Genomic DNA, 21,161 nt, shown 5'->3' with positions numbered 1-21,161 from the left:
CCTCAGGCCGGCGCGTCAAAGTTGCGCGGCACGTCGAAGGTACCGGCCATGATCGCGGCCCGGGTCTCCAGCATCTTCTGCACGGCCGCATCGGGGGCGACGCCCTCGACGAACTTGATGTCGCTGCCACCATCTTTCATCAGGCTGAGGGGCGTATAGGTCTTGCCCACGGGATTGCCGCTGGTGGCATCTTTCAGCGCTGCATCAAGAAGCGGCCGGAAAGACCACATAGCATTGGCGAAAACCGTGTTCGGGTAACGCGGCGTATAGTCAATCAGAGACCCGATGGCCTTGATCCCGCGTTCCTGGGCCGCATCTGCCGTGCCGATGCGTTCGCCGAACAGGATATCAGCGCCGCTGTCGATCTGCGCCAGCCCGGCCTCGCGCGCCTTGGGCGGATCGAAGAAGGTGCCGATGAAGCTGACAACGTGCTTCGCCTCTGGATTCACTGCTTTGACGCCGTCGCCGAAGCCATTGATCAGCATGTTAACTTCAGGGATCGGCATCGCCCCGACCGAGCCTACGGTGCCGGTCTTGGTCATCGCTCCGGCCAGCATGCCGCAGAGATAGGCCGCCTCCCAGTTCCAGGTGCCGTAGACGCCGAAATTCTCGCCCGAAGGCGCGGCGGAAGAGCCCATCAGGAAGGCCGTATCGGGATAGTCCTTGGCCACCGCGCGGGCTTCGCGTTCGACGGCATAGGCTTCGCCCACGATCAGCCTGTTGCCAGCTTCGGCATATTCGCGCATCGCACGCGGATAGTCCGTGGCCGACACCCCTTCAGAGAAGGTATAGTCAATGACCCCCTCTTTGGCCGCCGCCAGCATGGCCGCGTGCAGGACCGAATTCCAGGCGTTCTCGACCGGCGAGGCATGGATGCCGGCCACCTTCACCGGGGTCGATTGCGCGCGCACCGCCGGGGCCAGCAGCGTGGTCGCCCCGAAGGCGGCGCCGGTGCCCAAAAGCCGCCGGCGGGTCATCAGAAATCGTGTCATGAGGCTCTCCCTGTGGCCGGGTCCGGGCCCGGCTCTGTTGCCCGTTCATCGGGGCGCGGGGGTGACGCAGTGTCAAGCCTCGCCCCCCGCAGTCCCCCCTGCAACGGCAGGCAGTGCCCCGGAAACAGGCAAATCCTGACCGGTTGATCAAACGGCGTGACGGGGCGCGTATTGCGCGGGATCGACCTGGGCGGGCCGATCGGCCAGCGACAAAAGCGTAACCTCCGGAGCGGTTTCCGCGATGATCCTGCCGCGACGGATGACCTTCAGCCGATGCGGGCGCAAGCGGATGGCCTCGGCCGGGTCGCGGGCCTGCAGCAGCACCATGTCGGCCGGGTTGCCAACCTTCAGCCCATAGCCTTCCAGCCCCATGATGGCGGCGGAATTCACCGTCACCGCATCGAACAGCGCCCGCTTGTCCAGGCCTGCGCCCATCTGCGTGGCATGCACGGCCATATGGGCCACATCCAGCAGATCGCCCGAGCCCATGGAATACCAGGGATCCAGCACGCAATCCTGCCCCAGCCCCACGGTCAGGCCCGCAGCCATCAGTTCGGGGATGCGGGTCAGGCCACGCCGCTTTGGATAGCTGTCGTGGCGGCCCTGCAGCATGATGTTGATCAGCGGGTTCGGAATGACCTGAAGCTCTGCATCAACCATCAGCGGGATCAGCTTGGAAACATAGTAATTGTCCATCGAATGCATCGAGGTCAGGTGGCTGCCTGCCACGCGCCCCTGCAAGCCAAAGCGCAGGGTCTGGGCGGCAAGCGTCTCGACATGGCGGGACATCGGATCATCGGTTTCGTCGCAATGGATATCGACGCGCAGCCCGCGGTCGGCCGCGATCCGGCACAGCACCTCCAGCGAGCGGGCGCCATCTTCCATGGTGCGTTCGAAATGCGGGATGCCGCCCACGATATCGACACCCATGTCGAGCGCCCGCTCCAGCGCCGCCGCGGCCCCGGGGCTACGGTAATAGCCATCCTGGGGAAAGGCCACCAGCTGCAGGTCGATATAGGGGGCGACCAGATCGCGGACCTCCAGCAGGGCCTCGGCGGTGACCAGGCGCGGGTCTGAAACATCGACATGGCTGCGGATCGCCAGCAGGCCCTTGGACACGGCCAGATCGCAATAGCGCAGGGCACGCTCGACCAAAGCGTCGCGGGTCAGGGTCGGGCGCAGTTCCCCCCAAAGCGCGATCCCTTCCAGCAGCGTGCCCGAGACATTCATCCGCGGCAGCCCAAGCGACAGCGTCGCATCCATGTGGAAATGCGGATCGACGAAGGGCGGGCTGACCAGTTGGCCGGCGGCGTCGATCACCTGCCCGGCCTCGGCGGTAATGGCGGGCTCCAGCGCGGCGATCCGGCCGTCGCGGATCCCGATGTCCTGGCCGGTGCGCCCGTCGGGCAGCGTGGCGTTGCGCAGCAATAGGTCGAACATGTCTTCAGCCTTTCCGTCCATCTTTCCGCCATCCTTGCCGCAGACGACGGCCCTGTCACCGGGGCGTTTGTGCCGCCCGGGCCCGCCGTTGCCGGGAAACCCGTCTGCCGGACCTCGCCTTGCGAGGTTTTTGGGCGGTTTCCGGCAGGCAGTGGCCCCGGATGCAGTCCGCACTGTGCGGCACGGCGAATTTCCTTCATGCTTGAAGCATCTGTTGCGGAGCTGTCGATGATCCCCGCCCTGCCCGATCCCCTGCCACTGGCCGCCTGTGCGCTGGTCGATACCACCGATCTGGACGAGGCCCGCAGCGGCGTCGCCCGGGTGTATTGTGATCACAGGCTTGAGCGGATGGGCCGCGTCCCCTTTCATGCCCGGCAGAACCGGGTGGCGGGGCGGCTCTTGTCGATCAACGTCATGTCCTATGGCGCCCGTACGTTGATCGCGCCGGGCGAACTGGGGGATTTCTACCTGTTGCAGATGCCCTTGCGGGGGGCGGCCTCGATCAGCAACGGCGCCGACCAGTACGAGATCGGCCCCGGTCGTGCTGGTGTGCTCAATCCCGACCGGCGCACCGCGATGATCTGGGACGAGGGCTGCACCCAGCTGATGCTGCAGGTCGACCGGGCCGGGCTGGAGGCGCTGGCGCGCAGCCATTACGGTCTGGCACCGGGGCGGCCGCTGCATTTCCGGGGCCCGGCCGGGCTGTCGAAAGGGGCCGGTCAGCGCTTTCGCGAGCTGCTGCTGTTTCTGGTGCGCGCGGCCGAAACCGGGGCCGGGCTGATCGGCGGCGAGGGGCTGATGAGCCGCCAGATGGAACAGGCGCTGCTGCTGGGCCTTCTGGAGGCGATGCCGCATGGCCTTTCCCCCTGCGAGGGCGCACGGCCGGCGCCGCGCGCGGTGCGGCAGGCCGAAAGCTATATGGCGGCCCATCTGGGCGACCCGCTGGACCTGGAGCAGATCGCGCGGGCGGCCGGGGTCAGCGGCCGGGCCCTGCAAATGGCCTTTCGCGAGGCCCGCGGCCACAGCCCGCTGCAGCGGCTGCGCGACATGCGGCTGGAGCGCAGCTGGCAGGATCTGTCGGCCCCCGGCCCCGACACCAGCGTCACCGGGGTCGCCACCCGCTGGGGCTTTTCCCATCTTGGCCGGTTTTCGGCCGCGTTCCGCTGCAAATATGGCTGCACCCCGGTCGAGACGCTGCGGCAGGCGCGCCTCTAGCGATGTGATCGCGAAACCCTGACGCCGATTTCCCTTTCCTGACCGGCCCGGCACGCTACAAGTGTAGCTCACGCCGTTCCGGCGCCCTGAAGGATATCTCGCGCGGTCGCATGATCTTTGTCGTTCTCGCTCCGGTTCTGCTGCTGCTCGTTATCGCCACGTTGCGAAGCCTTTATCCCTTGCCGCCGAACGCGGTGCGCCGCGGCTCTCGGCGGCTGTCGATCTCCGACCGGACCCGGCTGGGCGCACGGATCCTGGGGCTGATGCACCACCACCCGGCGCGATCGGGGGTGCGCTCTCTGGCGGATGGGCGCGAGGCGCTGGCGGCCCGGGTCCGGCTGGCGCGCGCCGCCGAAGAAAGCCTGGATCTGCAATATTACATCTGGCAAACCGATACGACCGGCTGGCTGCTGCTGGATGAACTGCGCGCGGCGGCGGACCGGGGCGTGCGGGTGCGTCTGCTGCTGGATGACAATGGTATCAAGGGGTTCGATGACGTTCTTGCAGCACTGAACGAACTTCCCAATTTCGAGATCCGCCTGTTCAACCCCTATGTGCTGCGCCGGCCGCGCGGGCTGTCCTATCTGTTCGACTTCCTGCGGCTGAACCGCCGGATGCACAACAAGGCGATGACGGCCGACGGTGCGGTGACGATCATCGGCGGGCGCAATATCGGCGACGGCTATTTCGCCTATGGGCCGGGCGTGCATATCTTCGACGTCGATGTGCTGGCCGCAGGCAAGGCGGCCGACGAGGTGGCGCAGGCCTTCGACCTTTACTGGGCCTCGGCCGCCGCCTACCCGGCCGAGATCATCCTGCGCGAAGGTCATCCGGCCGGGCTTGACCGGTTGCAGGCCGCCGCCGCCAATGCCCGTGCGACGCTTCAGGGGCAGGATTACCTGGCGGCCATCCAGGCCTCCTGCGTGGTGTCGGACCTGTGGGAACTGGCGCCCGAGCTGGAATGGACCCGCGTCACGCTATACTGCGACGATCCCGCCAAGGGCACCGGGGCGCTGGCGGATGAGCGGCTGCTGATCACCACCCTGCGCCGCCTGCTGGAGCGCGCGCATCATTCGGTCGATGTGACCTCGGCCTATTTCATTCCCGGCCCCCCCGGCGCCGAACAGCTGGAGGGGCTGGCGCGGCGTGGCGTGCGCACCAGGGTGCTGACGAATTCGCTGGAAAGCACCAATGTCGCCTCGGTCCACAGCGCCTACATGCGCTACCGGCCGGGTCTGCTGCGCGCGGGCGTGACGCTGTTTGAACTGCGCGCCCACCCCGCCTTTCCCCATGAAACGCTGGTGCGCCATGCGCTGACCGGCTCGACCGCCAGCCTTCATGCCAAGACCTTCGTGATGGATGGCGAGCGCGTCTTCATCGGCAGTTTCAACTTCGATCCGCGCTCGGCCCGGCTGAACACCGAGATGGGCTTTCTGATCGAAAGCCAGAAGCTGGCCCGGGCGCTCAGCCGCACGCTGGATCTGCCCGCGACCTCCTATGCGCTGACCGAGCCCAGGCCGGGGCGGCTGGAATGGCGCGCCAGCGACAGTGACGGCAACGAGGTCCGCTGGCATCACGAGCCGAACACCCGGCTGGTCAACCGGCTGCGGATGCGGCTGCTGCGTCTGTTGCCAATGGAATGGATGCTGTAGACGCGCGGGGGGATCGCCCGCCCCGCGCGCGTGGTCATTGTGTGGCGGCGAATTCGTCGTAGCAGGCCAGCGCCTTGGCGCCATACATCAGCCCCGGGCCGCCGGACATCTGGATGCCCATGGCGATCACGTCCGACAGTTCCTCGCGGGTGGCTCCGATCTTTACCAGGGCCTCGACATGGCTGACGATGCAGGGCTCGCAGCGCATCACCAGGGCCATGCCGGTGGCGATCAGTTCCTTTTGCTTGTGATCAAGGACACCGGCCTCTTTCACCGCCTTGCCAAGGCCGCCGAAGGCCTTCGTGGCATCGGGGGCCGCCTTGTAGAGGGCGCGCAGGTCGTTGCGCATGTCCTCGGATTTTTCCTTGTAGGTCATCGCTCTCTCTCGCAACGGAAAACGCCGGGCCCGTTGCGGGCCCGGCGTCTGGGTCAGGTCAGTTGTCTTCTTCGGCCATGCGCCGGTCGCGCTGCAGCTCGACCCACATGGCGTTCATGACGGCGAAGACGGCGGCCAGCGGCAGGCCCAGAAGCCAGGCGAAATACCACATCGTTCGGTCCTCTCAGTAGACGGTTTCGGAATTCTTCGCGACGTCCTCGATCGTCACCTTGCCCCACAGCACCTTGTAGACCCAGGCGGTGTAGAGAAGGATGATCGGCAGGAAGATGATCGTCGCGCAGAGCATGATGAACAGCGTCAGGTGCGAGGACGAGGCGTCCCAGACCGTCAGCGACGCGGTGGGGTTCAGCGAGCTGGGCAGGATGAACGGGAACATCGTCAGCCCGACCGAGGAGATCGCACCGAAGATCGCCAGCTTCGAGAACAGCAGCGTCGTGCCTTCGCGGCCGGCCCGCAGACCCAGCACCGTCAGCGCCATGCCGCCAAAGGCCAGCACCGGGGCGATGATGATCCAGGGACGGGTCCCATAGGCGGCCAGCCAGCTGCCGCCGCGCGCCACTTCGGACCACAGCGGGTTTGACGGGCCGTCGGTGACGACGGGGCCGGTGAAGTGGTAGGCGGGGATGCCGAAGGCCAGCCAGATGCCCGCCAGCGCATAGCCCGCGATGAACACCAGACCCGTGACCGAACCGATGGCGCGGGCGCGTTCAGCCACGATGCCATCCGCCTTGAAGGACACCCAGGCGGCGCCGTGGGTCAGCAGCATGGTCAGCGACACGACACCGGTCAGCAGCGCGAAGGGGTTCAGCAGGAACAGCAGCTTCAGGATGAAGTTGCCCGGGTAAAGCGGGATCAGCTCGTCCGTAAAGGTGAAGGGCACGCCCTTCAGCACGTTGCCGACGGCCACACCGAAGATCAGCGCGGGCACGGCTCCGCCGATGAACAGGCACCAGTCGAAGTTGTTCCGCCACCGCGTGCCTTCGCGTTTCGAACGGTACTTGAAGGACACCGGACGCAGGATCAGCGAGGCCAGCACCAGGAACATCGCCAGGTAGAACCCCGAGAAGCTGACCGCATAAAGCGGCGGCCAGGCGGCGAAGATGGCGCCACCGCCCAGGATGAACCACACCTGGTTGCCTTCCCAGACGGGACCCACGGTGTTGATGACCTGACGGCGCTCCATGTCGGTCTTGCCGATGAAGGGCATCAGGGCCGCGGTGCCCATGTCAAAGCCGTCGGTCATGGCAAAGCCGATCAGCAGCACGCCCAGCAGCACCCACCAGATGACGCGCAGGACTTCGTAGTCGATCAGATTGGAAAGGATCATGTCTCTTACTCCCCTGCCGGAACTGCGGCGTAGGGTTCATCGCCAGCATTGGATTTCAGGCGGTTTTCATGCCGTTTCATCCAGGCTTCGGTTTCCTTGACGTCGATATGCGGACCCTTGCGGATGTATTTCAGCATCAGGCCCATCTCGATCACGAAGAGGACCGAGTAGAAGGCGACAAAGCCGATCAGGGTGAACAGCAGGTCACCGACCGTCAGCTGCGAGGCCGAAAGCGCCGTCGGCAGCACGCCGTCCACAGTCCAGGGCTGACGGCCGAACTCGGCCACGACCCAGCCCATTTCGGCGGCGATCCACGGGAAGGGGATCACGATCACTGCAAGGCGCAGCGCCCAGCGGGGATAGTCCTGACGTTTGAAGGACGAGCGCCAGAAGAAGTAGATCATCACGGCGATGAACGAGAAGCCAAGCGCGACCATGATGCGGAAGGCCCAGAACAGGATGCCGACGCCAGGAACAGTGTCATTGGCGGCCTGGTCGATCTGGGCGGGCGTCGCGGTGCGCGGATCGTCCACGTAGCGGTTCAGCAGCAGCGCATAGCCCAGGTCGGCCGAATGGTCCTCGAAGGTCTTGCGGACGTCTGCGGGGGCCTTGTCCTTGTCGGCGCGGATGGTCATCAGCGCGTCATAGGCGATCAGACCGCTTTGGATGCGTTCCTTGTTCTTGGCCACCAGGTCGTTGATCCCGGGGATCTGGGTATCCAGCGAACGGGTGCCGATCAGGCCCATGACCCAGGGAATGTGGACGGCGTAATGGGTTTCACGCTCGGCCTTGTCGGGGATGCCGAACAGGGTGAAATGCGCAGGCGCCGGTTCCGTGTCCCACATGGCCTCGATCGAGGCGAGCTTCATCTTCTGGGTTTCGCCAGCGGAATAGCCGGATTCGTCCCCCAGCACGACGACCGACAGCGCAGCCGCCAGCCCGAAGGAGGCCGCGATGGTGATCGAGCGTTTCGCCAGTTCCAGATGGCGGCCCTTCAGCAGGTACCAGGCCGAGACGCCCAGCACGAAGCAGGCGGCAGTCACATAGCCCGCGGACACGGTGTGCACGAACTTGGCCTGCGCGACGGGGTTGAACAGCACGGCCATGAAGTCGTGCATTTCCATCCGCATCGTGTCGGGGTTGAAGGTCGCGCCCACCGGGTGCTGCATCCAGCCGTTGGCGATCAGGATCCACAGCGCCGAAAAGTTCGACCCGATGGCGACCAGCCAGGCGACGGCGCAGTGGGTGACCGGGCGCATCTTGTCCCAGCCGAAGAAGAAGAGGCCCACGAAGGTCGCTTCCAGGAAGAAGGCCATCAGGCCCTCGATTGCCAGCGGCGCACCGAAGATGTCACCGACATACTGGCTGTAGTAGCTCCAGTTCATGCCGAACTGGAACTCCATCGTGATGCCGGTTGCGACACCCAGCACGAAGTTGATCCCGAACAGCGTGCCCCAGAATTTCGTCATCTGCCGCCAGATGGGGCGGCCGGTCATGACGTAGACCGTCTCCATGATCGCGACGATGATCGAAAGGCCCAGCGTCAGCGGCACGAAGAGAAAGTGGTAAAGGGCTGTCGACGCGAATTGGAGGCGCGACAGCTCGACGACACCTATGTCCATTCCCGGTTCTCCTTGGTTCAAGGCGGACCCCGGATCAGTATACACGCTTTACGTGAAAACTGAATCCGGGATCCGTCAATTGCCGGGGACCATAGTCACCCGCCCGGAATAGTCCCTGTGACAATATCACCTACGGGGTTTCATGCCGTAAGGGAAATACGTGTCGTGAACACGTCATGGGCGGCCCCGCGGTGCAGCGCGACCAGCAGGGCGGTATCGGGAAGAAGGCTGCGCAGACCGTGGATCACCCGTTCGGCTGTCGCTGCGTCAAGGCCCTCGGTCGGTTCATCCAGCAGCAGCAGCCGGGGCCTTTGCAGCAAGGCCCTTGCAAGGCAAAGACGCCGCGACTGGCCGCCCGAAAGGCCCGCGCCCGCCTCGCCCAGCGGGGCATCGAGGCCCCCCCTGGCGCGGATTTCAGACCCGAGGTCAACCGCCTCCAGCGCCGCCCACAGGGCCTCTTCGGGGGCGTCCTGGGCCAGCGTCAGGTTGTCGCGGAAACTGCCCCGGATCAGGGCGCTGCGTTGTGGCAGCATGGTCACATTTTTTCGGAAATCGGCCTCGGGCCAGGTCGAAATATCGTGACCCATCAGCCGGATCTCGCGGCCGGGATGTGAGTCGAGCAGCCCCGCAACCTGCAGCAGCAGAGTCGTCTTGCCCGCGCCGCTCGGTCCCGTCAGCGCAATTGCATCCCCCGGTTGCAGATGGATGGACAGGCCGGGTCCAGAGACCTCCAGAAGCGGCGCGCCATGCCGCGGCTGCACCGGCGCGCGCGCCGCAGGGCGCGGTGTGTCACCCGCGATCCGACCCGCCGCGTCGGCCATCCGCCCCAGCTCGGACACGCCCCGGCGCAGCGGCAACAGCGCCTCGGCCAGCGCCAGCGTGGCAAAGACCGCGACAGCCGCCGCCGCTGCCCCCGCCTGCCCGGCCGCGACCAGCCCGCCCGCCAGCACGATCGCCAGCGCCACCGCCCCCCCATGCAGCAGCCCAAGCGCCGCCCCCGCACCGCGATCCGCCCGGTCAAGCTGGCGCGCGGCCGCGCGGGCCTGGGTATCGGTGGCCTGCAGCGCCGCCTGTCTTGCCGGCAGATCGCCCGCCAGGATCAGCGCCTCGCGGTCCCGGATCATGTCGATCAGGCCACGGCGCAGGGTTTGCAGGCGGTCCTCGGCCCGCGATGCGGGCGCCAGGCCCCGCCGCGCCAGCACCAGCAGGATCAGCGCCGCCCCCGGCAGCAGCAGCACCGGCAGCAGCACCGCCACCGGCCAGCCCACCAGCGCCCAAAGCGCCAGCGCCGTCAGCACGATGGTGCAGCCCCCCGCCAGCAGCGGCAGCAGCAGCCGCAGCACCAGTCCGTCCAGCGCGTCGACATCCGCCACGATCCGCGTCAGAGCCTGTTCGCCGCGCAGTCGTGCCAGCGCGCGGGCGCCGCTTTGGGCCTGGCGGCGCAGCAGATCGACCCGCAGCGCCGCCAGCGCCCTGAGTGTCGCGTCATGGGTCAGCACGCGCTCTCCGTAGCGCGCCGCCGTCCGGCCAAGCGCCAGGAATCGCACCCCGGCCGAAGGCCGGAACACGTCGAAGGCGATCCCCACGCCCGCCACCCCCGCGATCCCCGTCGCGGTGATGAACCAGCCCGACAGCCCCAGCAGAGCGGAGCCCATCAGCAGCACGATCAGCGACAGCGCCGCGCCCCGCGTCATCGCCCAGGGCGCGGCCGTCAGCAGCAGCCGCATCATCTTCAGCATCGGTTTCATGCCTCTACCTCCACGGCGCGATCCATCGCGGCCACCAGGGCGGGATCGTGACTGGCCACGATCAGCGTGCGGCCTGCGGCGCGCAGGTCCAGAAGCGCCCGGATCACCCGGGCGGCGGTGTCTTCGTCCAGATCGGCAGTGGGTTCATCCGCCAGGATCAGCTCTCGCCCCGAGGCGACGGCCCGCGCGATCAGCAGCCGCCGCGCCTCGCCGCCCGAGACCCCGCCACCGCGCGCGCCCAGCTTGGTCTCCAGCCCCTCAGGCAGGCGGGCGACGATGCGGTCGGCCTGCGCCAGCCGCAGCGCGGCCTCGGGATCGGTGCCGCCCAGGAAATCGCGCAGGCTCTGGTCGGCGAAATGCGGCGCCTGCGGCAGGAAGGCCATGCGGGCGCGCCAGCTGTCGGCGATTTCGGCGTCCAGCGGCTGGCCGCAGACCTCAAGCTGGCCCTCGGCCAGCGGGATCAGCCCCGCCAGCACCCGCAGCAGCGTCGATTTCCCGGCCCCCGAGGGCCCGGTCAGCGCCAGCGCCTCGCCCGGGGTCAGGTCCAGATCGGGCAGCGCCAGCCGCCGCCCCGGCAGCGCCACCACCCCATCGCGCAGCCGGATCGACAGGAAACCGGGCAGTGCCTCGGCCGGGGCACCCTGCCCCAGCACCGCGATCCGGTCCGCGGTCTCGGCCTCGGCCAGTTCCTGCGCCACAGCCAGCCCCGAGGCCCGGTCATGCCAGGCGGCGGCCAGATCGCGCAGCGGCTGGAAGAATTCGGGCGCCAGCAGCAGCAGGAACAGCCCCTCGTCCAGGGTCATCGGGCCGCGCCAGGTCCCGAAATGCAGCACGTGCAGCAGCGAAAAGCCCACGTAGACCGCTACCATGGCAACGCCGATGGCGGCGAACAGCTCCAGCACGGTCGAGGACAGGAAGGCGATGCGCAGCACCGCCATGGTCCTGTTGCGAAGTGTATCGGCGCGATTTGCAAAGTCATCGGCGGCGCGATCCGTGGCGCCCAGCAGGCGGATGTCCTGCAGCGCCGACAGCCGGTCCATCAGCATGTCGTTCATGCTGGCGATTTCCCCCAGCTGCTTGCGCGAGGCGTCCTCGGCCGCCATGCCGACCAGCGCCATGAAGACCGGGATCAGCGGGCCCGAGACCAGCAGCACGATGGCCACCGCCCAGCTGTACCAGGCCGACAGCGCCAGCAGCAAAAGCGGCAGCACCAGCACCTTCAGCGAGGCGACGCGGTAGCGGGTGATCCAGGGCTGCAGCATCGGCAGCTTCTGCACCGCCAGCGCCGCCACCGAGGCCGAGCCCTGCGGCCCGGGGTTGAGCGCCTCGCGCGCAAGGATCCGGGCGCGTTCGCCGGAAATCACCCGGTCGGCGGCGGCAAACAGCATCGCCCCCGCCCGGTGATCCAGTGCCACCCGCAGCGCCGCACAGACCAGAAAGATCGCCGCCGCCACCAGGCTGCGCTGCATCACCTCGGTCCCCGACGCCCAGCCCGAGACCGCCCAGGCCAGGCCGCCCGCCTGCACGGGCCACAGCGCCCCCGACAGGACCGAGAGCATCCCTGCCCGTTTCAGATCCCCTGCCACCGGCGCGATCAGCCGCGCCTCGGCCGCGCGCGCGGCCTTCCTGTCCGATGAGCCCGCCATCGTCCATCCTTTCCCATTCCACCCGGCCCGCCTATCGCGGATGGCGGCGGGGCAGAAGGACCCCAATCGTCACATGGGCGGCACATCTTTCGGCGCCGCCTCGGGCCGGGTGAACATTTCCCGAACATTCTCTTGCGCCGGGGCCCCGGCCGGGGCACTGTGGCCGCATGAGTTCGATCCAGACCATCCGCAACCTCGGGCCCGCCATGGAAGAGGCCTTCCTGTCCGCCGGTATCACCACGGCCGAGGCGGTGCGGGCGCTTGGGGCCGATGCCGCCTACGGGGCGGTGGTGCGCAGCGGGCGGCGGCCGCATCTGATGGCCTTCATCTCGCTGGTGATGGGCTTGCAGGAGCGGCCCTGGAACAGCTGTGACAAGGCCGAGCGCGCGGCGCTGCGGCTGCGTTACGAGGCCGTGCTGGCGGGGGCGCAGGAGGCCGCCCCCGATCCCGGCGCCCTGCCGGGAGAACTGGCCAGCTTCCTGGACCGTCACGGCATCCGCGCCCGCGCCTGAGGGCCTGCGCCTCGGGCCGCTGGACTGAGGCATCGGCCGGTCGCCACCGCGGGATCCCGGCAGACCGAATGCCGGGCCGCCCGGACGCGGCTGTCGGGTGGCGCCGGGAAAGGGCCGCACGACCGGCGGTGGAACCGGCAGGGGCCCTTGCCCGTTAGGTCAGCAGACCGAAACGGAGGGCATCATGGCCTATCAACGTACTGATTCCATTGGCGGGGATTTCCTGCGTGTCATCCTTTCCATCATCCTGCCGCCGCTTGGGGTGTTCTTCCAGGTGGGCTTTGGCAAGCATTTCTGGATCAACATCATCCTGACCCTGCTGGGCTATATCCCCGGCATCATCCACGCGCTCTACATCATCCTGCGGGACTGAGGCGATGGTGGCGCTGCATGATGCGGGGCTGCGGGTCAACCGGGCGGATGACCTGATCCGCCTGCAACGGCTGGAGCGCCTGGCCCGCTGGCTGGACGCCGCCTACCGCATTCCCGGCACCCGCATCCGGCTGGGCTGGGACGGCATCCTGGGGCTGGTGCCCTGGGCGGGCGACACGATCACCCTGGCTCCGGCGCTGTGGATCGTCATCGAGGCCTGGCACATGGGCCTGCCCAAGCGCGTGCTGCTGCAGATGGCGGGCAACGTGGTCTTCGACTGGCTGCTGGGGTCGGTGCCGCTGCTGGGCGACATCTTCGACATCGGCTGGAAGGCCAACCTGCGCAACGTGGCGCTGATGCGGCGGGCGCTTCACGCCTGATCGTGGGCGTGAAGCCTGATCCGCCCGAGGCATAAGAAAACCCCCGGCAGGGCCCTGCCGGGGGTCTTTTCGTCAGGCGATCACCGGGATCCGATCGCAGGGATCCGATCAGCGGGATCGGAACATCGGGATCAGCCCTGCAGCAATCAGCCGACCAGTTCGAGGCCGGAGAAGAAGTAGGCGATTTCCTGAGCGGCGGTTTCCGGCGCATCCGAGCCGTGGACCGAGTTTTCGCCCATGGAGAGCGCGAATTCCTTGCGGATGGTGCCTTCGTCGGCATTCGCGGGGTTGGTCGCGCCCATCACTTCACGGTTCTTCGCGATTGCGCCTTCGCCTTCCAGGACCTGGACGACGACGGGCTCGGAGGCCATGAACTCGACCAGTTCGCCGTAGAAGGGACGGTCCTTGTGGACTTCGTAGAACTTGCCGGCCTGTGCTTCCGACAGGTGCAGGCGCTTCTGGGCGACGATGCGCAGGCCTGCCTCTTCGAACTTGGCATTGATCTTGCCGGTCAGGTTGCGGCGGGTGGCGTCGGGCTTGATGATCGACAGGGTGCGTTCGATGGCCATTTTGCGGTCTCTCATTCAGATGGGCGGGTGCCCGCGTGAAAATCGAGCTTCGGGTAGCATGGGGTCGGGCGATTGAAAAGCCGTCAAATCGCCCGTCTTGCGGCAGCGGTGGCGGGGGGCTCTGCCCCCGGCGCGGGCGGGCCCGCGCCTCCCCCGGGGTATTTCCGGCCAGATGAGGGAACCGGGCGCGCGCGGGCCGTTGACGGGGATGCGGGGATCGGTCAGAGAGCCTTCATGCTGCGTATCCAAGATATCTCCTATTCCGTTGCCGGCCGCCCCCTGCTGGAGGGCGCCTCGGTCACCATTCCCGATGGTCACAAGGTGGGCATTGTCGGCCGCAACGGCACCGGCAAGTCGACCCTGTTCAAGCTGATCCGGGGCGAGCTGGTGCTGGAGGGCGGCGAGATCACCCTGCCCGCCCGCGCCCGCATCGGCGGCGTGGCGCAGGAGGTCCCCGGCAACGAGGTCAGCCTGATCGACACCGTGCTGGCCGCCGATACCGAGCGCGCCGCGCTGATGGCCGAGGCCGAGACCGCGACCGATGCCGCCCGCATCGCCGAGGTGCAGACGCGGCTGGCCGATATCGACGCCTGGTCGGGCGAGGCGCGCGCCGCTTCGATCCTGAAGGGGCTGGGGTTCACCGACGAAGAGCAGAAGATGCCGTGCTCGGCCTTCTCGGGGGGGTGGCGGATGCGGGTGGCGCTGGCGGGGGTGCTGTTCTCGGCGCCGGATCTGCTGCTGCTGGACGAACCGACCAACTATCTGGACCTGGAAGGCGCGCTGTGGCTGGAAAGCTATCTGGTCAGCTATCCGCATACCGTGCTGGTGATCAGCCACGACCGCGGGCTGCTGAACCGGGCGGTGGGATCCATCGTGCACCTGGAAGACCGCAAGCTGACCCTCTACCAGGGCGGCTATGACACCTTTGCCTCGACCCGGGCCGCCCGTCTGGCGGTGGCCGAGGCCGAGGCCACCAAGCAGGATGCGCGCCGCGCCCACCTGCAAAGTTTCGTCGACCGTTTCCGCGCCAAGGCCAGCAAGGCCAAGCAGGCGCAGTCGCGTCTGAAGGCGCTGTCGAAGATGACGCCGATCACCCGGCCGCAGGAGGCCGCGCTGCGCCGCTTCAGCTTCCCCGCGCCCGAGGAACTGTCGCCGCCGATCCTGCGGATCGAGGGCGGTGTCGTGGGCTATGACGACAAGCCGGTGCTTTCCAAGCTGGATCTGCGCATCGACCAGGATGACCGCATCGCCCTGCTGGGCCGCAACGGCGAGGGTAAATCCACCCTGTCGAAGCTGCTGGCGGACCGGCTGGCGCCAATGTCGGGCAAGGTGACGAAATCCTCGAAGCTGCGGGTCGGGTTCTTTGCCCAGCACCAGGTCGAGGAACTGCACCTGGACGAGACCCCCATCGACCACATCCGCCGCGAGCGCCCGACCGAGGCGCCGGCGCAGCTGCGGGCGCGGCTGGCGGGCTTCGGCATCGGATCAGAGCAGGCGGAAACGCTGGTGGGGCGGCTGTCGGGGGGCCAGAAGGCGCGGCTGTCGCTGCTGCTGGCGACGCTGGATGCGCCGCACATGCTGATCCTCGACGAACCGACCAACCACCTGGACATCGAAAGCCGCGAGGGGCTGATCGAGGCGCTGACCGACTATTCCGGCGCGGTGATCCTGGTGTCGCACGACATGCACCTGCTGAGCCTGGTTGCCGACCGGTTGTGGCTGGTCAAGGACGGCCGCGTGGCGCCCTATGAGGACGATCTGGACAGCTACCGAGAGATGCTGCTGCAGGGCGCCAAGCCTTCGAACCCGCGCAAGGAAGCGGCGAAGGAAAAGCCCAAGAAACCCTCGCGCGATGTGGTTCTGGGCCTGCGCGCCGAGGTCCGCAAATGCGAAGAACGCGTGGCCAAGCTGAACGAGATGGGCGACAAGCTGGCCAAGAAGCTGGCCGATCCCGCCCTCTACGAGCCCGAGAAGGTCGGCGAGCTTGAGGTCTGGAACCGCAAATATGCCGAGCTGCGCGCGGCGCTGGAAAAGGCCGAGGCGCTGTGGATGGCCGCGCTTGAGAAGCTGGAGCAGGCCGAGGTCGCCTGAGGCGTCAAGACGGCTTGGCAAGGCGGGGATCGCAGGCGATAAGTCGTGATGGACAGCGCCTTTCTGATCACCGCCTTCGCGACGCTTTTCGTCATCATCGACCCCGTCGGTCTGACGCCGCTGTTCGCGGCGTTGACCCAGGGGATGCCCGCGCATCAGCGCCGGGCCATTGCGCTGCGGGCCTGTGGCATCGCGCTGGCGATCCTGGCGCTGTTCGCGCTGTTCGGGGAACATGTGCTGGGCTTCATCGGGATCTCGATGCCGGCCTTCCGCATTGCCGGGGGGCTTTTGCTGTTCCTCACCGCGCTTGAAATGCTGTTCGAGAAACGCACCAAGCGCCGCGAGGGCCAGACCGACCACCCCGAGGCCCCCGATCCTTCGGTCTTTCCGCTGGCCATTCCGCTGATCGCGGGGCCTGGCGCCATTGCCTCGGTCATCCTGCTGTCGGGGCAGAAGCCGGGCCTTGCCGGCGTGGCTCTGGTGCTGGGGGTGGTGATCGCGGTCCTTTGCGTCGTCTGGCTGCTGTTCCAGACCACCGGTCTGCTGGAGCGCGCCCTGGGCAAGACCGGCATCAACGTCATCACCCGGCTGATGGGGATGCTGCTGGCGGCGCTGTCGGTGCAATTCGTGCTGGACGGGCTGAAGGCCTTCGGTTTTGCCGCAGGCTAGGCCCCGGTGACGCGGGCGCGCAGGATCCCTATATTCGGCACATGAGTGAACAGGATTACGGACATCTGGCCTATCTGCTGCTGCTGCTGGCGGTGATCGGCCTTTATGTCATCATCGGCAACCGGCGGCGCCTGGGGCAGATGATGCGACATGCGCTGCTGTGGGCGCTGATCTTCATGGGGGTCGTGGCCGGTATCGGCATGTGGGACCGGGTGAAGACCGTGCTGCTGCCCCGGCAAAGCGTCAGCGCCTCGGGGACCGAGATCACCCTGCCCCGGCAGCCCGATGGCCACTATTACGCCACCGTTTCCGTCAACGGCACCCCGGTGCGCTTTCTGGTGGATACCGGCGCCAGCCAGATCGTGCTGACCCGCCAGATCGCCCAGGACATCGGCCTGACGCCCGACCAGCTGGTTTATTCCGGCGTTGCGGGCACCGCCAACGGCAAGGTGCGCACAGCGCCGGTGCGTCTGAAGAACATGACCCTGGGCGGTGTCACCGACCACAACGTCCGCGCCATGGTCAATGACGGAGACCTGGTGGCGCCGCTGCTGGGCATGGACTACCTCGACCTGTTCCGCCGGATCGAGATCACCGGCAGCACCATGCGGCTGATCCGCTAGGGGCGCACTGTTGCGGCCCCCGACGGGGTCCCGCTGCGGCTGCTGCCCGGCAGATCAGGTCGCTGCCGGGGCACCACGGGTTATGGGGCAGCTTGGCCCGGCAAGATCACTCTGCGGCTTCAGCCTCGTCCATTTCATCGTCGTACTGGGCAATGCGCGCCCCCGAGCGGCTGGTGGTCACCACGTTCAGCGACTTCAGCTTGCGGTGCAGCGCCGAACGCTCCATGCCGACGAACTGTGCCGTCTTCGAGATATTGCCGCCAAAGCGATTGATCTGGGTCAGCAGGTATTCGCGTTCGAAGGCCTCGCGGGCCTCGCGCAGCGGCAACATCGCCAATGTGCCCGAGATCACCACCCGTCCGTCATCCAGGCCCCGGCGTTCCTCGTCCCCCGGGACCTCCTCGGCCGAGATCGCCCCGGTGCCGTCGCCCAGGATCAGGATCCGCTCGATCACGTTGCGCAGCTGGCGCACGTTGCCGGGCCAGGCCAGCGTCTGCATCAGCGACGACGCCTCGTCTGACAGCGCCCGCTTCGGCAGGCCCTGGGTGCGGTGCAGCACGTCGATGAAATGGCGCGCCAGATAGGGCACGTCCTCGCGGCGTTCTGACAGTTGCGGCACCCGGATCGGCACCACGTTCAGCCGGTGATACAGCTCTTCGCGCAGCCGGCCGGTCAGGATCGCATCCTCAAGGTCCTGGCTGGTCGAGGAAATCACCCGCAGGTCAACGCGGACCTTCTCGGTGCCGCCGACGCGCATGAACTGCTGGTCGACCAGCACCCGCAGGATCTTGGACTGGGTGCCGAAGGGCATGTCGGCCACCTCGTCGAAATAGACGACGCCGCCATGGGCCTGTTCCAGCAGACCCGGTTCGATGCCGCGTTCGGGGCTTTCGCGGCCGAACAGCACCTCTTCCATGCGGTCGGCCTCGATCTGGGCGCAGTTGACCACCACGAAGGGGGCATCGGCGCGCGCCGAATGGGCGTGGATATAGCGCGCCGCCAGTTCCTTGCCGGACCCCGGACCGCCGGTCAGCATCACCCGGCCGTTCGATTTCGTCACCTTTTCCAGCTGCGTGATCAGGCCGCGGAAGGCGGGCGCCTCGCCGATCATCTCGGCGGTATCGCCGCCCTGGCGTTTCAGCGCGGTGTTTTCGCGGCGCAGGCGGCTGGCCTCCATGGCGCGGCGGATCACCACCAGCAACTGGTCGATATTGAAGGGCTTTTCGATAAAGTCGTAGGCGCCCTGCTTGATCGCGGCGACGGCGATTTCGATGTTGCCATGCCCCGAGATGATGATGATCGGGATCTCGGGATGGTCGCGCTTGACGGTCTTCAGGATGTCGATCCCGTCCATCTCGCTGTCCTTCAGCCAGATGTCGAGAACCATCAGCGCGGGGGGCGCGTTGCGCACCGCCGCCATGCAGTCGTCGCAGTTGCCGGCCAGCCGTGTGGCATAGCCCTCGTCCTGCAGGATGTCCGAGATCAGCTCCCGGATGTCACGCTCGTCATCGACGATCAGAATGTCCGACATCTTGCCCTCATACCTCCACATTTTCTGCGTGTTGTGCCTTGTCGGCTGCCGGGCCCGAGGTCTGCGCCGGCGGCGTCAGGACCAGACGGATCACGGCCATGGCGCCTCTGGGGGCGCCTTCCTCGAAGGCGGGTGCGTCCTCAAGCGTCAGCACGCCGCCATGTTCCTCGATGATCTTCTTGACGATCGGCAGGCCCAGACCGGTGCCCTTGGCGCGGGTCGTCACATAGGGTTCGAACAGGCGCGCGCGGTCCTCGGGCAGGCCGATGCCGTTGTCGGCGATGCGGATCACCGCCTGCGGATCGGCGGTCGCGCCCTCTTCCAGCTGCAGTTGGACGCGGATCTGCGGCGCCCAGTCGCCCGGGGCCTGTTCCGCGCGCGTCTGGATCGCCTCGCCCGCGTTCTTCATCAGGTTGGTCAGCGCCTGGTTGATCATCGTCGCATCCAGCAGTGCCGTCAGCGGGCCCTCGGGCAGTGACACCTGGAAGGCCACGTCGGGCTGGCCGCTTTGCTGCAGCAGCGCCGCGTCGCGCACCAGGCGCACCAGGTCCTCGGGCTTGCGCTGCGGTTCCGGCATCCGCGCGAATTTCGAGAACTCGTCCACGATGCGGCGCAGGTCGTCGGTCTGGCGCACGATGACCTCGGTCAGGTTCTGCAGGTTGTTGTCCTGCTCCTCGTCCAGGTAGCGGCCGAACTTGCGCCGGATGCGTTCCGCCGACAGCTTGATCGGCGTCAGGGGGTTCTTGATCTCGTGGGCGATGCGGCGGGCCACGTCGCCCCAGGCCGCCATGCGCTGCGCCGCCACCAGATCGGTCACATCATCAAAGGCCACCACATAGCCTTCGCCCGCGCCCTCGGCATTGCGGCGGGTGGCCATGCGGACCAGAAGGTTTTCCAATTTGCCACCGCGGGTTACGCGGATTTCTTCCTGCACCACTTCACGATGGCTGCAGACCAGTTCGCGGTAAAGCGCGGCGAATTCCGGCACCGCATCCTCCAGCAGCAGCGCCTGCTTGCGCTCGTGCCAGTCCAGCAGACGCTCGGCCGAGCGGTTGACGAAGGTGATCCGCCCCTCGGCATCCAGCCCCACCACCCCCGAGGTGACCGAGCCCAGCACGCTGTCGAACAGCCTGCGGCGCTGTTCGATCTGGTCGGTATTTGACAGCAACTCTTCACGTTGATGACGAAGTTCGCGCGTCATGTGGTTGAAATAGCGAGACAGTTCTGAAATCTCGTCATTGCCGCCGTCTTCGTAGACCCGGACGTTCAGATCGCCCGCGCCAACCTGCTGGGCGGCGGCCGTCAGCCGCCCCACGGGCCGCGACAGCCGTTCGGCGAACCACAGCCCCAGCCAGATCGCCGCCAGGATCAGGATCACGGCAAAGCCCAGATACAGCAGCGCGAATTCGAACAGCACCCGGCCGCGCTCGTGCTCCAGCTGCTGATAAAGGCGCACGGTGGCCTGGGTGTCATCGAGCAGCGACAGGATCTTGCCGTCGACATCGCGGGTGACATACAGATACCGGTCGGGGAAGCGTTTCAGCGCCACCAGGGCGCGGAATTCGTTGTCGTCCCAATCCTCTATGACCGAAAGGCCGCTTTCGCGGGCCTCCTTCATCTGGGCGACGGTGGGCTTGTCGTAGTCGAACAGATAGGATCGGTCGCCGCGCGCCTTGATCGTGCCGGCGCCGTCGATCACATAGGCCTCGCGCAGGCCGCGCTGGATCTGCGCCTGACCGCTGGTCAGCACCTGCCGCAGCTCTCCGTCGCCGATGTAGAAGGACGCATCACGGGCCGAATCCAGCAGGTTTGCCAAGGCGTTGGCATCCTGCACCAGGGCGTCGCGATGTTCTTCCTTATAGGCCTGCGCCGCCTCCATCGAGGTGCCCACGACCGAGCGGACGCGCTCGGAAAACCAGCCTTCAAGCCCGATGTTGATGGTCAGCGCCGCAAAGACCGCGACCGAAACGGTGGGGATCAGCGCCATCAGCGTGAAGACCCCGGTCAGCCGCAGGTGTAGCCGAGAGCCCGCCGACTGCGCCCGCCGCGCGGCGATCATCCGCGCCACCCGCTGCAGCACCAGCGCCGCGACGACGGTGACGTAGACGAAGTCGGCCAGCAGCACCAGCCGCAGCGCCGTTGCCGAAGCCCCCTTGTCGAGGGGCCCCAGCACCATGAAGGTCGCGAGCACCAGAACCGGGCCCAGAATGACCAGTCCGAGGGTGGCGAAATTCTGCCACTTGCGCAGGCGCCGCATCTGCGTGATGCGGTTCCAGGTCATTCGTCGTGTCCGGGCCGCCACAGGCCACTCCCGCGCTGATGTGGTGCTGAAGGGCACCAACCGCCATATTTTGTGGCAGATCAGAGGGTCTGTC

Annotated in this window: 19 protein-coding genes; 8 read left to right on the top strand and 11 right to left on the bottom strand. The window is 67.1% G+C overall.

Annotation, left to right across the window (positions count from 1 at the left end; translation table 11 throughout):
• Window positions 1–2 precede the first annotated feature (2 nt).
• Window positions 3–992 carry a BMP family protein gene (locus tag AC2ITM_RS09165; RefSeq protein ID WP_486466348.1) on the bottom strand — a complete coding sequence of 330 codons (990 nt, stop codon included), beginning with the start codon at window positions 990–992 and terminating at the stop codon, window positions 3–5.
• A gap of 147 nt (window positions 993–1,139) precedes the next feature.
• Window positions 1,140–2,432, bottom strand: coding sequence for an amidohydrolase family protein (locus AC2ITM_RS09160; protein WP_486469412.1), 1,293 nt, complete (start codon window positions 2,430–2,432; stop codon window positions 1,140–1,142).
• A gap of 198 nt (window positions 2,433–2,630) precedes the next feature.
• Here AC2ITM_RS09160 and AC2ITM_RS09155 point away from each other — a divergent pair, with 198 nt between their 5' ends.
• Window positions 2,631–3,647, top strand: coding sequence for an AraC family transcriptional regulator (locus AC2ITM_RS09155; RefSeq protein WP_486466347.1), 1,017 nt, complete (start codon window positions 2,631–2,633; stop codon window positions 3,645–3,647).
• 110 nt (window positions 3,648–3,757) lie between these two features.
• Window positions 3,758–5,299 (top strand): phospholipase D family protein, encoded by a 1,542-nt coding sequence (locus AC2ITM_RS09150; protein WP_486466346.1) that lies wholly within the window; start codon window positions 3,758–3,760, stop codon window positions 5,297–5,299.
• A gap of 34 nt (window positions 5,300–5,333) precedes the next feature.
• On the opposite strand, the gene AC2ITM_RS09145 is transcribed toward AC2ITM_RS09150, so the two are convergent.
• The 6 genes from AC2ITM_RS09145 to cydD all read right to left on the bottom strand — a co-directional run bounded on the left by AC2ITM_RS09145 (window position 5,334) and on the right by cydD (window position 12,039).
• Entirely contained in the window at window positions 5,334–5,675 is a 342-nt protein-coding gene (locus tag AC2ITM_RS09145; protein WP_486466345.1) for a carboxymuconolactone decarboxylase family protein, read from the bottom strand.
• Window positions 5,676–5,733: 58 nt separating this feature from the next.
• Window positions 5,734–5,847 (bottom strand): cytochrome bd-I oxidase subunit CydX, encoded by a 114-nt coding sequence (cydX, locus tag AC2ITM_RS09140; protein WP_486466344.1) that lies wholly within the window; start codon window positions 5,845–5,847, stop codon window positions 5,734–5,736.
• 12 nt (window positions 5,848–5,859) lie between these two features.
• Window positions 5,860–7,023, bottom strand: a complete 1,164-nt coding sequence (gene cydB / locus AC2ITM_RS09135; RefSeq protein WP_486466343.1) for a cytochrome d ubiquinol oxidase subunit II — start codon at window positions 7,021–7,023, stop codon at window positions 5,860–5,862.
• Window positions 7,024–7,028: 5 nt separating this feature from the next.
• Window positions 7,029–8,645 carry a cytochrome ubiquinol oxidase subunit I gene (locus tag AC2ITM_RS09130; protein WP_486466342.1) on the bottom strand — a complete coding sequence of 539 codons (1,617 nt, stop codon included), beginning with the start codon at window positions 8,643–8,645 and terminating at the stop codon, window positions 7,029–7,031.
• Between the two features lie 140 nt (window positions 8,646–8,785).
• On the bottom strand, window positions 8,786–10,393 hold the full coding sequence (locus AC2ITM_RS09125; RefSeq protein WP_486466341.1) for an amino acid ABC transporter ATP-binding/permease protein: 1,608 nt from the start codon (window positions 10,391–10,393) through the stop codon (window positions 8,786–8,788).
• Entirely contained in the window at window positions 10,390–12,039 is a 1,650-nt protein-coding gene (gene cydD, locus AC2ITM_RS09120; protein ID WP_486466340.1) for a thiol reductant ABC exporter subunit CydD, read from the bottom strand. Before cydD ends, AC2ITM_RS09125 begins: the two co-directional genes overlap by 4 nt.
• Before the next feature lie 167 nt (window positions 12,040–12,206).
• On the opposite strand from cydD, the gene AC2ITM_RS09115 reads away from it, so the two are divergent.
• The 3 genes from AC2ITM_RS09115 to AC2ITM_RS09105 all read left to right on the top strand — a co-directional run bounded on the left by AC2ITM_RS09115 (window position 12,207) and on the right by AC2ITM_RS09105 (window position 13,303).
• Window positions 12,207–12,551: a TfoX/Sxy family DNA transformation protein gene (locus AC2ITM_RS09115; protein WP_486466339.1), complete on the top strand. Its 345-nt coding sequence runs from the start codon at window positions 12,207–12,209 to the stop codon at window positions 12,549–12,551.
• A 184-nt stretch (window positions 12,552–12,735) separates the two neighbouring features.
• Window positions 12,736–12,924, top strand: coding sequence for a YqaE/Pmp3 family membrane protein (locus AC2ITM_RS09110; RefSeq protein WP_486466338.1), 189 nt, complete (start codon window positions 12,736–12,738; stop codon window positions 12,922–12,924).
• 4 nt (window positions 12,925–12,928) lie between these two features.
• The gene (locus AC2ITM_RS09105) at window positions 12,929–13,303 is read left to right on the top strand and encodes a DUF4112 domain-containing protein (protein ID WP_486466337.1); all 375 of its coding nucleotides are present in this window, start codon (window positions 12,929–12,931) and stop codon (window positions 13,301–13,303) included.
• A 146-nt stretch (window positions 13,304–13,449) separates the two neighbouring features.
• Here the strand turns inward: AC2ITM_RS09105 and ndk are convergent, their stop codons facing one another.
• Window positions 13,450–13,872 (bottom strand): nucleoside-diphosphate kinase, encoded by a 423-nt coding sequence (gene ndk, locus AC2ITM_RS09100; protein ID WP_486466336.1) that lies wholly within the window; start codon window positions 13,870–13,872, stop codon window positions 13,450–13,452.
• A 234-nt stretch (window positions 13,873–14,106) separates the two neighbouring features.
• Here ndk and AC2ITM_RS09095 point away from each other — a divergent pair, with 234 nt between their 5' ends.
• The 3 genes from AC2ITM_RS09095 to AC2ITM_RS09085 are packed head-to-tail and all read left to right on the top strand — an operon-like array spanning window position 14,107 to window position 17,255.
• Entirely contained in the window at window positions 14,107–15,963 is a 1,857-nt protein-coding gene (locus AC2ITM_RS09095) for an ABC-F family ATP-binding cassette domain-containing protein (protein ID WP_486466335.1), read from the top strand.
• 48 nt (window positions 15,964–16,011) lie between these two features.
• Window positions 16,012–16,632, top strand: coding sequence for a MarC family protein (locus AC2ITM_RS09090; protein WP_486466334.1), 621 nt, complete (start codon window positions 16,012–16,014; stop codon window positions 16,630–16,632).
• A 41-nt stretch (window positions 16,633–16,673) separates the two neighbouring features.
• Window positions 16,674–17,255, top strand: coding sequence for a retropepsin-like aspartic protease family protein (locus tag AC2ITM_RS09085; protein ID WP_486466333.1), 582 nt, complete (start codon window positions 16,674–16,676; stop codon window positions 17,253–17,255).
• Between the two features lie 106 nt (window positions 17,256–17,361).
• On the opposite strand, the gene ntrX is transcribed toward AC2ITM_RS09085, so the two are convergent.
• Together ntrX and AC2ITM_RS09075 are read right to left on the bottom strand one after the other, a co-directional pair.
• Complete coding sequence (gene ntrX / locus AC2ITM_RS09080; protein ID WP_486466332.1) at window positions 17,362–18,786, bottom strand: nitrogen assimilation response regulator NtrX; 1,425 nt, start codon at window positions 18,784–18,786, stop codon at window positions 17,362–17,364.
• A gap of 7 nt (window positions 18,787–18,793) precedes the next feature.
• Entirely contained in the window at window positions 18,794–21,067 is a 2,274-nt protein-coding gene (locus AC2ITM_RS09075; protein ID WP_486466331.1) for a sensor histidine kinase NtrY-like, read from the bottom strand.
• Window positions 21,068–21,161: the final 94 nt, after the last annotated feature.

This window comes from Pseudooceanicola sp. NS-SX9, assembly GCF_057380705.1.
The sequence above is the reverse complement of the archived record's forward strand: the minus strand, read 5'-3'. Positions and strand labels throughout refer to the sequence as shown.